General features: G+C 67.3%; 12 protein-coding genes. 4 read left to right on the forward strand and 8 right to left on the reverse strand.

What is annotated here, in order from left to right:
• Positions 1-86 precede the first annotated feature (86 nt).
• The gene (locus AB4Z16_RS03895) at positions 87-869 is read left to right on the forward strand and encodes a HesA/MoeB/ThiF family protein (protein WP_441510118.1); all 783 of its coding nucleotides are present in this window, start codon (positions 87-89) and stop codon (positions 867-869) included.
• A 160-nt stretch (positions 870-1,029) separates the two neighbouring features.
• Here the strand turns inward: AB4Z16_RS03895 and gshB are convergent, their stop codons facing one another.
• The 3 genes from gshB to rsmI all read right to left on the reverse strand — a co-directional run bounded on the left by gshB (position 1,030) and on the right by rsmI (position 3,453).
• Positions 1,030-1,968, reverse strand: a complete 939-nt coding sequence (gshB, locus tag AB4Z16_RS03900) for a glutathione synthase (RefSeq protein ID WP_441509999.1) — start codon at positions 1,966-1,968, stop codon at positions 1,030-1,032.
• A gap of 184 nt (positions 1,969-2,152) precedes the next feature.
• Entirely contained in the window at positions 2,153-2,548 is a 396-nt protein-coding gene (locus AB4Z16_RS03905; RefSeq protein WP_441510000.1) for a YraN family protein, read from the reverse strand.
• Complete coding sequence (gene rsmI, locus AB4Z16_RS03910) at positions 2,545-3,453, reverse strand: 16S rRNA (cytidine(1402)-2'-O)-methyltransferase (protein WP_441510119.1); 909 nt, start codon at positions 3,451-3,453, stop codon at positions 2,545-2,547. The genes AB4Z16_RS03905 and rsmI overlap by 4 nt, the downstream gene beginning before the upstream one ends.
• Before the next feature lie 183 nt (positions 3,454-3,636).
• On the opposite strand from rsmI, the gene AB4Z16_RS03915 reads away from it, so the two are divergent.
• Positions 3,637-4,833 (forward strand): penicillin-binding protein activator, encoded by a 1,197-nt coding sequence (locus AB4Z16_RS03915; protein ID WP_441510001.1) that lies wholly within the window; start codon positions 3,637-3,639, stop codon positions 4,831-4,833.
• A gap of 98 nt (positions 4,834-4,931) precedes the next feature.
• Here AB4Z16_RS03915 and AB4Z16_RS03920 read toward each other — a convergent pair whose 3' ends face one another.
• Both AB4Z16_RS03920 and AB4Z16_RS03925 read right to left on the reverse strand, forming a co-directional pair.
• Complete coding sequence (locus AB4Z16_RS03920; protein ID WP_441510002.1) at positions 4,932-5,567, reverse strand: thioredoxin family protein; 636 nt, start codon at positions 5,565-5,567, stop codon at positions 4,932-4,934.
• Positions 5,568-5,596: 29 nt separating this feature from the next.
• Positions 5,597-7,765 carry a protein-disulfide reductase DsbD family protein gene (locus tag AB4Z16_RS03925; RefSeq protein WP_441510003.1) on the reverse strand — a complete coding sequence of 723 codons (2,169 nt, stop codon included), beginning with the start codon at positions 7,763-7,765 and terminating at the stop codon, positions 5,597-5,599.
• Positions 7,766-7,947: 182 nt separating this feature from the next.
• Here AB4Z16_RS03925 and AB4Z16_RS03930 point away from each other — a divergent pair, with 182 nt between their 5' ends.
• Complete coding sequence (locus AB4Z16_RS03930) at positions 7,948-8,796, forward strand: SDR family NAD(P)-dependent oxidoreductase (protein ID WP_441510004.1); 849 nt, start codon at positions 7,948-7,950, stop codon at positions 8,794-8,796.
• A 13-nt stretch (positions 8,797-8,809) separates the two neighbouring features.
• Here AB4Z16_RS03930 and AB4Z16_RS03935 read toward each other — a convergent pair whose 3' ends face one another.
• The 3 genes from AB4Z16_RS03935 to AB4Z16_RS03945 form a co-directional block, all read right to left on the reverse strand.
• On the reverse strand, positions 8,810-9,586 hold the full coding sequence (locus tag AB4Z16_RS03935) for an ABC transporter ATP-binding protein (protein WP_441510005.1): 777 nt from the start codon (positions 9,584-9,586) through the stop codon (positions 8,810-8,812).
• Positions 9,562-10,245, reverse strand: a complete 684-nt coding sequence (locus AB4Z16_RS03940; protein ID WP_441510120.1) for an ABC transporter permease — start codon at positions 10,243-10,245, stop codon at positions 9,562-9,564. Before AB4Z16_RS03940 ends, AB4Z16_RS03935 begins: the two co-directional genes overlap by 25 nt.
• Positions 10,246-10,318: 73 nt before the next feature.
• Complete coding sequence (locus AB4Z16_RS03945; protein ID WP_441510006.1) at positions 10,319-11,347, reverse strand: ABC transporter substrate-binding protein; 1,029 nt, start codon at positions 11,345-11,347, stop codon at positions 10,319-10,321.
• A 158-nt stretch (positions 11,348-11,505) separates the two neighbouring features.
• Between AB4Z16_RS03945 and AB4Z16_RS03950 the strand changes: the two genes are divergently transcribed.
• The gene (locus tag AB4Z16_RS03950; protein ID WP_149131741.1) at positions 11,506-11,973 is read left to right on the forward strand and encodes an Lrp/AsnC family transcriptional regulator; all 468 of its coding nucleotides are present in this window, start codon (positions 11,506-11,508) and stop codon (positions 11,971-11,973) included.
• The last annotated feature ends 17 nt before the right edge of the window (positions 11,974-11,990 follow it).

Below are 11,990 nucleotides of genomic sequence, written 5' to 3' on the forward strand. Positions count from 1 at the left end.
GCCAAGCCAGCCAAAGTTCATGCTCGGCGATGCCGCAATCGACCATGCCGATTGCCGAAGTTCGGCAGTGGTCTTACGCTGCCGTGATGATGATGGGCGACGACGAGATCGAGCGCTATGCGCGCCATATCGTGCTGCCGGAGATCGGCGGCCCGGGGCAGCAGAAGCTGAAGAATGCGCGCGTGCTCGTCATCGGCGCCGGCGGACTGGGCGCGCCGCTGATCCAGTACCTCGCCGCAGCCGGCGTCGGGAAGATCGGCATCGTCGACGACGACATCGTCTCGCTCTCGAACCTGCAGCGCCAGACCATCTTCACGACCGAGGATATCGGCGCCCACAAAGCTGTCGCAGCCGCCCGCTTCGTGCGCAATCTCAACCCGAACGTCGTGGTCGAGGAGCATGTCACCCGCATCGACCCGCACAATGCCCGCGCGCTGATCGCCTTCTACGACGTGGTGGCCGAGGGTTCCGACAATTTCGCGACGCGTTATGCCGTCTCCGACGCCTGCTTCCACGAGCACCGGCCGGTCGTGATGGGGGCGCTGGGGCGCTTCGACGGTTCGCTGACCACGATCCGCGCCCATGAAACCGGCCCGGACGGCGTGCCGAATCCAACCTGGCGCTGCCTCTTCCCCGAGGCCCCGCCTCCCGGCTCGATCCCGACCTGTGCGGAAGCCGGCGTGCTCGGCGCCCTGCCGGGCGTCCTCGGCTCGCTGATGGCGCTGGAGGTGATCCGCGCCGTCACCGGCTTCGGCGAGCCACTGGTCGGCAAGCTCTTGCTGCTCGACGCGCTGACGATGCGCTTCGAGACGCTGCGCTATGGCTGGGACGAGATGAACCCGCTGAGCGGCGGCAGCGTCGCGGCTTAGTCTAATCCAGCCCTCCGAGCCCTCATCCTGAGGAGCCATTCCCAAGGAATAGCGTCTCGAAGGATGCAGGAAGCTCCGGAGCAAGTTAGATCATCCTTCGAGACGCAGCCTGAGGCTGCCCTCAGGATGAGGGCTCACTCCATCAGAAGCCAGGCGTGGCTCAGCGCTTCGACTCGATCACGTCCCAGAGCTGCGCCGCCAGATCCGGCCCGCCGAGCTTCTTGATGGCGCGCACGCCGGTCGGCGCGGTGACGTTGATCTCGGTGAGCTTGCCGTGGATGACGTCGATGCCGACGAGCAGCAGCCCGCGTTCGCGCAGCGCCGGGCCGATCGCCTCGCAGATTTCAAGCTCCTTCTTCGACAGGTCGGTCGGCCGGGCAGCGCCGCCGCGGACCATGTTGGCGCGCAGGTCGCCCACCGCCGGGACGCGGTTGACCGCGCCCGCCGCCTTGCCGTCGATCAGGATGATGCGCTTGTCGCCCTCGGTGATCTCCTTGATGAAGCCCTGCACCACCCAGGGTTCCCGGAAGAGATTGCTGAACAGGTCGAAGAGCGAGCCGAAATTGGGGTCGGTCCTGCTGGTCTTGAACACCGTCGCGCCGCCATGGCCGTAGAGCGGCTTCATGACGATCTCGCCATGCTCGTCGCGGAAGGCCTCGATCTCGGCCTTGTCGCGGGTGATCAGCGTCGGCGGCATCAGCTCCGGGAAATGGGTGACGAAGATCTTCTCCGGCGCGTTGCGGACTTCGGCCGGGTTGTTGACCACCAGCGTCTTCGGATGGATGCGCTCCAGCATATGCGTGGTGGTGACATAGGCCATGTCGAAAGGCGGATCCTGCCTGAGCAGGACGACATCGAGCGTCGAGAGATCGATCTTCTCCTCGGCTCCCGCCGTGAAATGATCGCCCTCGGCATCCCGCACGGTGACCGGGCGCATCGGCGCCGTGACCTTGCCGTCGCGCATCGAGAGCTTGTCGGGGGTGTAGGTGTAGAGCGTGTGGCCGCGCGCCTGCGCTTCCAGCATCAGGGAGAAGCCGGTGTCCCCGGCGATCCGGATGCGCTCGATCGGGTCCATCTGGATAGCGACGGAGAGAGTCATGGCAGGCCTTCCTGTTGCGGCCGGTTCTTATCGGGCCGCGGGCGGGGTTCCTGCAAGTGGGTGGCATCGATCACGTCGCATTCTGACGGAATCGTCAAAATTCGAAAAACGTGATCGATCTTAAAATCTTAGAGCATTTCTGCAGCAAAAACCGGCACCCACTTTTTTGCGCAATGCTCTTGCGTCACAGGACGAGCGCAAAGGCGGCCGGCACATGGCGCGGCCGTCGCCAGGGCGCCAGGAACACCGCATCGGCGCGCAGATGATGATCGTTCGCCCAGGGGTTGCGCGCGAGCCAGTGCCGGATGCGCCGCTCGACGAGACGGCGCTTTTCCGGGGTCACCGAAGTCAGCGCATCCTCCAGCCGGCCACGTGCCTTGACCTCGACGAAGGCCACGGTGCGGCCACGCTTCATCACGAGATCGATCTCGCCGCCCTTGCCGCCGAAGCGCCGTTCGAGCAGCCGGTAGCCCTTCGCGGTCAACCAGAGGATGGCGAGCCATTCGGCGCGGTGGCCGGTAAGCCCGGAGCGTCTTGCCTTGCGGCTGCGCTTGCCCGGATCGGCCGCCGCTCCGCTCACGGATGGTCGCGGGTGAGTTCGAGGGCGCGCGCGTAGACTTTCCGGCGCGGCTGGCCGGTCTCGGCTGCGACCTGCGCGACGGCCTCCTTCAGCGAGACCCTGGCCAGCGCCACGCGCAGCCGTTCGTCGATCACATCATCGGTCGGGACGAGCTCGGTGGCGCCGGGCGGGCCGATGATCACGACGATCTCGCCGCGCGCCTCCTCCTCGCCATCATAATGGGCGGCCAGCTCTGGAAGGGTGCCGCGCCTGACCGTCTCGTAGAACTTGGTGAGTTCGCGCGCGACAGCCCCCGGCCTCGCGCCCAGCACGGCGGCTGCATCGGCCAGCATCTCGGCGAGGCGGCGGGGCGATTCGAAGAAGACCAGCGTTCCGGGAATGGCGGCAAGTTCGGTCAGCCGCGTGCGACGTCCTCCCGATTTCGGCGGCAGGAACCCTTCGAAGAAGAAACGGTCGGTCGGCAGCCCCGCCAGCACCAGCGCCGCCAGCACCGCGGAAGGGCCGGGAATGCCGGTGACCGGCAGGCCTTCAGCCACCAGCTCGGCCACGAGCTTGTAGCCGGGATCGGAGACCAGCGGCGTGCCGGCGTCCGAGATCAGGGCGAGCTTGCCGCCCTCGCGCAGTTTCGCCAGCACCTTCGGCCGCATCTGCGCGGCATTGTGCTCGTGATAGGGCAGGAGCGGCGTCGAGATACCGTAATGCGCCAGCAGCGTCTTCGAGGTGCGGGTATCCTCGGCCAGGATCGCATCGGCGGCGGCGAGCGTCGCCAGCGCCCGGAACGAGATGTCGCGCAGGTTTCCGATCGGGGTGGCCACGATGTGCAGGCCCGGCGCCAGCGGCTCGGCCTCGGCGCGCAGGCCGAAGGCGGTGTAGCTGGGAGGGCGGGCGGCGGCATCGTTCGACATCGCGCCACGCTGCCACAGCGGCAGCCGCCGCGCCATGGCACAACGTCCCGCTGCGTGTGCAACCCATAGTTAACAACTTGAAAATAAGATTCCGCACTGGCACGTGTCCGGCGGGGCGATTCTTCCGCTGGAACTCATCGCCGGGCGAGCGCCTGCCTGCCCGGCCACGACTGGAGATCGCCCGTGTTGCATCATCGGTATGTCGCGCCGGTCCTGCGGTTCAAGGCACGGGCTCTCGCGGTTCTTCTACCGCTCACGCTGGCCGCCTGCGGCGGCGGCACCTCGGGCCTGCCGGGCTTCGATTCGGCGCCGGGCGGGGCACCGACCGGGCAGACCATCGGCAACGGCAAGGTCAAGGTCGGCCTCGTGCTGCCGCTGACGGCGGAAGGGCAGGGCGCGGTCGTCGGCAATTCGCTGAAGAACGCCGCCGAGATGGCGCTGGCCGAGTTTCCGAACGCAGATCTCACGCTCCTGGTGAAGGACGACCGCGGCACGCCGGAAGGCGCGCGTGCGGCAGCGCAGGAAGCGCTGTCGGAAGGGGCGGAACTGATCATCGGCCCGCTCTTCGCCCCCTCGGTGCAAGCGGCGGCGCAGGTGGCGCGCGGTGCGAATCGTCCGATCATCGCCTTCTCGAGCGACACCAGCGTCGCCTCGCGCGGCGTCTATCTGCTCTCCTTCCCGCCCGAGAACGACGTCAACCGCGTCATCGCCTATGCCAGCCAGCAGGGCCGGAAATCCTATGCCGCCCTCCTCCCCGATACCGCCTATGGCAAGGTCGTCGAGGCAGCTTTCCAGCAGGCCGTCGCCAGCAGAGGCGGCCGTGTCGCCGCGATCGAGCATTTCGGCGCCGATCCCGCGGCGATGCGCGGCGCGGTCCAGCGGCTGATGCCCTCGCTGCAGCAGGCGGACGCGCTGTTCGTGCCCGCCGCCGCCGATACTATGCCGACGCTCGGCCAGTTCCTGCAGGAAGCCGGCTACAATCCCGCGAAGGTGAAGCCGCTCGGCACCGGCGTCTGGAACGATGCAGGGATCGCACGCGTGCCGGCGATCCAGGGCGGCTGGTTCGCCTCGCCCGACACTGCCGGCTTCAACGCCTTCGCCGGGCGCTACCAGCAGCGCTTCAACAGCGCACCGACCCGCACCGCGACGCTCGCCTATGACGCGGTTTCGCTGTCAGCAGCGCTGGCCCGCACGCAGGGCTCGCAGCGCTTTTCCGAGAGCGTTCTGACCAATGCCTCCGGCTTTGCCGGCGCCGACGGCGTCTTCCGCTTCCGGCCGGACGGGCAAGTGGAACGCGGGCTTGCCGTGCTGGAGCTGCGCAACGGCCAGATCGTGACGATCAACGCCGCCCCGCGCGATCTCGGCCCGCGCTCGCAATAACCACGCGACAGCAGACCGTCATGCCCGGGCCTGACCCGAGCAACTCTTACCGGAGATTCTCGGGTCTGCGCTCCGCCCGAGAATGACGGCTTTGAGCCTCAGCTCAGCGGCGCGTATTTCACGACGCAGCCATAAGCCTTGGTGCTCGCCTCAGAAACAGGCTTGCCGGCCTTCAGCTCCGCGATCGCCTGGCGGACATAGCTCTTGGCGCCTTTGAGGCTCGAGGCTGCGGAAGACGGCCTGTCGTCGATCGCGCCCATATAGGCGAGCGTGCCCTTGGGATCGATGATGTACATATGCGGCGTGGTCTGCGCGCCATAGGCCCGCGCCACCTGGCTCTTCGGATCGAGCAGAATGCCGGCCGGCGCCGCGTCACGCTGGACCGTCAGCTCCTTTGCCCTGGCACCGTCGACATAGCCCTGCTCGCCCGGCGGCGAGGAGATGACCGAGAGCCAGACGACGCCTTCCTTCGCCATGTCTTTCTGCAGCGTCTGCATGGTCGCGCTGTTGTAGTGCTTCCGCACATAGGGGCATTCGTGGTTGGTCCATTCGAGGATCACGGTCTTGCCCGCGAACTCGGAGAGGTTGCGGGTCTTGCCGTCGGCATCCACGGCCTGAAAGGCCGGGGCCGACGCACCGACCTTGGCGGCTCCCTGAGCGGAGGCGACCGCCGGAAAGGCGAGGCCGGCCATAGCGAGGCCAGCGATGAAAATCTGTCTGGTCAGGCTTTTCATGTCTGTCTCCCTCTCTGTTCACGGGAAGATTAAGGCGTTGCCGCCGCGGTCTTCGCCTCCCGGCCCGCCGCGCGCTGGGCGGCCGCGATCACAGCATCGGGCGTCAGGAGCTGCGGCAGGATCTCGGCCTGCCCGTCCTTGCGACCCGGATAAAACAGATAGAGCGGCACACCGGCACGGCCCTGCTCGGCCAGCGCCTTGGCGATGCGCGCATCGCGGTTGGTCCAGTCGGCCTTGAGATAGGCCACGCCGAGCTTGGCGAAAGCATCCTTCACCTCCTGGCGGGAGAGCGCGACCCGCTCGTTGGCGATGCAGGTGATGCACCACGCAGCGGTGAAGTTGACGAAGACCGGCTTTCCCTGCGCCTGCAGTGCCGCGACGCGCTCAGGCGACCAGGCCTGGATATCGCCCGCATGCGCTTCGGTCGTCGCGCCGGGAACGGCGTTCTGGACCGTGAACCAGCCGGCGCCGAGCACAACCAGCGCCGCCAGCACCGAGCCGAAGACGCGACGCGGCAGAGAGCCGCGCGTGACGCCGACAAGCCAGACGACGAAGCCCGCGGCCAGAACGGCGACGAGCGCCGCCAGAACGCCCTGCGGACCGCTCTGCACCGAGGCGACCCAGATCAGCCAGATCGCGGTCGCAAACATCGGGAAGGCGAAGGCCTGCTTCAGCACCAGCATCCAGCGGCCGGGCTTCGGCAGCAGGCGCAGCAGGCCGGGCGCGAAGGAGAGTGCCACCACCGGCAGCGCAAAGCCGAGCGCCAACGCCACGAAGACGGAGAAAGCGACCGCCGGCGGCTGCGCCACCGCATAACCCATCGCCGCCCCCATGAAGGGCGCCGTGCAGGGCGTCGCCACGACCACGGCGAGCACGCCGGTCATGAAGGCGCCGAAGCGACCGCCCCGGCTGGCGAGGCCGTCGCCGACCCCGGTGACCGAGGCTCCGATCTCGAAGGCGCCGAGCAGATTCAGGCCGATCAGCACCATCACCACCGCCAGTGCAATGACGAGCGGCGGGGACTGGAGCTGGAAGCCCCAGCCGACGCTGTTGCCGAGCGCTCCCAGCGCAATCACCGCACCGGCCAGCACCGTGAAGGCGATGAGCACACCGCAGAGGAAGAGCAAACCTTGCTCACGCACCGCGTTGCGATGGGCGTGAGCGAGCTGCGCAAAGCCGAGCGCCTTGATGAAAAGCACCGGCAGTACGCAGGGCATCAGGTTGAGGATCAACCCGCCGACGAAGGCCAGTGCCAACGCCGCCCAGATCGTCAGATCGGCGCCTTCGACCGGGACCGGAATCCGCACCACGGCGGGCCGAGCCTCCGGCGTAGCTGTTTCGGCCGCGGTCAGCAGCGCGGGGTCGGCATCGGCGGCGAGCGTCACCGCCTTGGCCTCGCCATTCTCGCTGAAGGTCAGGACACCGGAAACCTCCGGCTCCAGCAGCTTGAAGGCGCCCGAGCGCACCAGCGTCAACATCGGCTTCGCGCCGGCGGTGAGCGGCTGGTCGGCCGCATGCTCGATCAGCGTATCGAGAACCGGAAAAAAGCGCACATCACTCGCGCCGGACGGAAGCCCCGGCAGATCCAGCACGAGCTTGTCGCCTTCGCCGCGGAGCTTGCCGCGGAACGATGCCGGTTTCGGCAGAGCTGCCAAGGCCGCATCGATGCGCGCCTGCGCCGCCTCGTCGGTGATGCCGGCAGCCGCAATCGGCAGATCGAGGGTCAACGAACCCTCCTCGGGAATGCAGATCTTCTCGCAGACCAGCCAGGTCGCATCCGCTTTGAGCGTGAAATTGTCTCCGGCTCTGGCATCAGCGGGCACCGTGATCTCGACCGGCAGCAGCACCGTACCCTCGAAGCCGAAATTGACGAGCGGCTCGACCCGGATCGCCTTCGGCGCCGGCCACTGGATCTCGCCGGCCGTGGCACCGGCGGGCAGCGTCCACTGAATCGCCGTCGGTTCGCCGGAATCGCCGGGGTTCAGCCAATAGGTATGCCAGTGCGGCGCGAGCTTCTGGACCAGCGCGACCTTGAAGCGCTCGCCGGGCGTCACCGCATCGCGACCAGACAGCAGCGTGGCGGTAACGCGCGGCGAGGTCACCGGGGCGGACTCGCCCGCCAGCGTCAGCCGGGGCGCCAACAGCCCCAGCGCCAACATGGCCTTGCCCAGGAAACGCCCATCGAAAATGCGCTGCATGATCTCGTCACTGTCCTCGAATATCCCGACCCATGCCTCAATCCAGTCTCGCATACCAATGACAAGGCGGTGAGGCGGGTCTCGCCGCATTCTCCGTCATGCGCTTGCGGCGGGCAGCGTGCCATGATGTCGCCGCGGCTCGCGCCTTAGCTCCACCGCCCCAATCCTGGACCGAGAAGATCATGACAAGCCACCCCGCTCTCGCTCCCTCGCATGTCGCGGTCATCACCGGCGGCGCGTCAGGGATCGGCTTCGCCGCTGCCCGCGCCTTCGCCGAGCGCGGCATGAGGATCGCGATCGCAGACAGTGACGCCGAGGCGCTCAAGGCAGCCGGTCAGGTTCTGGCGGCTCTGATCGGCGACGCCAATGTGCTTGCGGTGCAGACCGATGTCTCGCGCCGTGACGAGATCGCCCATCTGCACGAGGCGGTCATCGCCCGCTTCGGCAAGGTCCATGTGCTGATGAACAATGCCGGTACCCAGCCGGGCAGCGCGATCTTCTGGCCGCAGGACAATTGGGAACGCACGCTCGCCGTCAATCTCGGCGGCATCATCGCCGGCACGCAGCTCTTCGGGCCGGAGATGATCGCCCATGGCGAGCCGGCGCTGATCATCAACACCGGCTCGAAACAGGGCATCACCACCCCGCCGGGCGACCCGGCCTACAATGTCTCAAAGGCCGGGGTGAAGGCCTTCACCGAGGCGCTGCAGCACGAACTGCGCAGCACCAAAGGCTGCAAGGTCACCGCCCATCTGCTGATCCCCGGCTTCGTCTTCACGCCGCTGACGGCGCGCGGACGCGTCGAGAAGCCGGACGGTGCCTGGACGCCGGAGCAGACTGTAGACTTCATGCTGGAGCGTCTCGGTGCCGGGGACTTCTACATCCTGTGCCCCGATGGCGAGACGACCCGCGCCCTCGACGAAAAGCGGATGGCCTGGGCAATGGGCGACATCATCGAGAACCGCCCGCCGCTCTCGCGCTGGCACAAGGACTACAGCGAGGCGTTCAAGGTTTTTCTCGGCAAGGACTGAGCTTCGCGCTTGTTTAGATCGCCGCTCCGTCCATGACGATGTCGGCGCCGAGCCCGTGGCGGACGGCCCGCACGATCTCGGCCTCGGCCGCGGCACCGCGCCGGCGGGGGCGGGCCGCGTCGACGCGGTGCTCGGCGATGATCTGGCCGGGCGCGCCGGAGAGGATCACCACCCGGTCGGCGAGATAGGCGGCTTCGTCGATGTCGTGGGTGACGAAGAGCACGGTCTTGCCGGTGCGCTGCCAGACACGGATCAACTCGTCCTGCAGGGTTTCGCGGGTGAGGGCGTCCAGCGCCGAGAAGGGCTCGTCCATCAGCAGGATCTCGGGCTCGACCGCGAGCGCACGCGCCAGCGAGACGCGCTGGCGCTGCCCGCCCGAGAGCTGGTGCGGCCAGCGCTGCGCCAGCGGGCGCAACCCGACCAGATCGAGCATCTCGCCGGCCTTTGCGAGACGCTCGGCCCGTGAGACCCGGCCTTCCAGGCCGAAGCCGACATTCGACACCACCTTGCGCCAGGGCAGCAGGCGCGAATCCTGGAAGACGAGGGCAACCGGCCGGCGCGTCGTATCTTTCGCGTGGATGACCACCTCGCCGCCGCTCGGCTGTGCAAGACCGGCGATGACGCGCAGCAGCGTCGACTTGCCGACTCCCGATGGCCCGACGATGGCGAGGAACTCGCCGCGCCCGACGCTGAGGTCGAGCTTGTGCAGCACCTCGGTCTGCTCGCCGTCGCGTGTGAAGGTCAGCGACAGGCCCTTGATCTCGATCACGCTTTCCAACGCAGCACCCATTTCTGGAAGGCGACGAAGCCGGTGTCGAGCAGGCCGTAGAGCGCCGCCATGGTCAGCATGTAAACGACGACGATGTCGGTCGCGAGCAGGCTCGAGGCCTGCATCATGCGTTGGCCGACACCAGCGACGCCGAAGATCTCGGCCGCCACCACCGCCATCCAGGCCTGGCCCAGCGCCGTGCGGAAGCCGACGAGGATCCCCGGCATCGCCGCCGGCAGGAGGATCTTGAAGAGGCGCTGCCAGGGCGAGCGGAAGCCGAAGGCGTCGGCGACCTCGACGAGATCGCGATCGACGCCGCGGATCGCCCCCTGCGCTGCAAAGAAGGCGATCCAGAACACGCCGATGGCGATGATGAAGACCGCCGCGCCCGGCGTGACGCCGAACCAGATGATGGCGAAGGGCACCCAGGCGAGGCCGGGGATCGGCCGGAGGACGCGCACGACCCAGGCCGTCGCCTCCTCGGCGATCCGCGACATGCCGACGAGGACGCCGGCCGCGATGCCGAGTCCCGCGCCAACGAAGAGCCCGACGAAGTAATGCCAGAGGGAGCCCAGTATGGCCGTCAACCAGGCGCCGGACGAGACCTCACGCATGAAAGCCTTCGGCAGCGCACTGGGCGGCGGCAGGAAGGCCGGATTCACCAACCCGAACCAAGGCATCGCCTCCCACAGCAGCAGGAAGGCGAGGAGGCCCACTAGGGCGAGGGCCGGAGCCCGAAGCCGTGCCACCGTGTCAGCCGTTCGTCTTGACCGCGCGCTCGTAATACTGCGTCTCGAACAGGCCGTCGAAGGGCAGCTCCTTCTCAAGCGAGCCGAGCTTGACCTGGTAGGCCTGCATGGCGCGCGAGGGCTCGATGATCTTGCGCGGATCGATCTCGAACCGGCTCGCGGGCGAGACCAGCGCCTTCTGGATCAGCTCGGGGTCGACAATGCCTTTGCCCAGGGCGGCGCCGACATGCGGTGCGGCCTTGGCGGGGTTCGCCTTGATCAGCGCGGCGGCCTTGACGAGGCCGTCGACGAGCGCCTGCACGGCTTGCGGGTTCTTGGTGGCGAAGGCGCCGGAGACGGCGACGACCGTGCCGGGCTGGCCGGGAAAGACCTCCTCGCCGCCGGCGATCAGCTTGATCTGCGGGTTGCGGCTCTGGATGATCGTCAGCGCCGGCTCGCGGACGCTGCCGCCATCGACGGCGCCGGCGAGAATCGCCTGCTGGGTGGCGTCGATGCCCATCGGCACGATCTCGACATCCGCCCCGTCGACCTTCGCGACCTCCCAGAGCCAATATTGCAGCGTCGTATTCGGCACCGAGCCAGCCGGCTGGGTTGCGAGGCGGGCGGCTTTTCCATTGGCGGCTCGGAAGGCCTTGAAGGCGGCTGCGGCACCGGTACCCGGCGTGAAGAACTTCGTCAGCGACGGCGCGCTGACGACCACGTTCTCGCCGATCGCCGTCGAGGCGACCACGCGGATATCGACGCCGCGCGAGCGGGCGACGGCCAGCGGGGCTACGCCGGCGACATAGACGTCGATGGTGCCGGAGGCGAGCGCCTGGATCATGTTCGGGCCGGATTCGAAGACGGTGACGGCGACGTCGATGCCGCCCTGCTTCAGCCAGCCCTCGCCATTGGCGACGAAGAACGGCGCCGTACCGACGATCGGGATATAGCCGACGCGGGCCGTGACGCTCTGCTGCGCACGAGCAACGCCGGCGAAAGTTGAAGCTGCCGCCAGGCTCGAACCGGCGATGAGAAACTGGCGGCGATCCATCGTCGAAACCCTTCAGAACGGTGCCGGAAAGGCACCCCATTGACAGATTGAGAAAAGGATTTTCTATCTGAATGCAATAGATTAGCCTCAAAAAGATATTTTATCTCTATGATGGCAGCATTGAAGTATAAAGCACTCCAGAGAGCGAGTTTGAGAGAATGGACGCCATCGACCGGAAAATTCTCACTGTCCTGCAGGCCGACGCGAATATTTCCATTGCCGAGCTCGCGGACCGGGTCGGGCTGTCGCAGACGCCATGCTGGAAGCGCATCCAGAAGCTCGAACAGGCCGGAGTGATCCTGAAGCGCGTCGCGCTGGTCGCGCCGGAGAAGATCGGGCTCGGCCTCACCGTCTTCGTCCAGATCGAGACGGCCGATCATTCCGGCCCCTGGCTGGAGAAATTCGCGCAGATGGTCGCGGCGATGCCAGAGGTGATGGAGTTCTACCGGATGGCGGGGGATGTCGACTACATGCTGCGCGTCGTCGTCGCCGACATGGCAGCCTATGACGGCTTCTACAAGAAGCTGATCGAGACGATCCCGCTCAAGAACGTCACCTCGCGCTTCGCCATGGAGCGGATCAAGGCGACGACGGCCTACAAGGTGCCGGACCTGCCGCGCGACTGACGAAGGCGGCAGCTTGC

Origin of the sequence: Allobosea sp. TAF32, from assembly GCF_052113585.1 — a bacterium.
Taxonomy (GTDB): Bacteria; Pseudomonadota; Alphaproteobacteria; order Rhizobiales; family Beijerinckiaceae; genus Allobosea.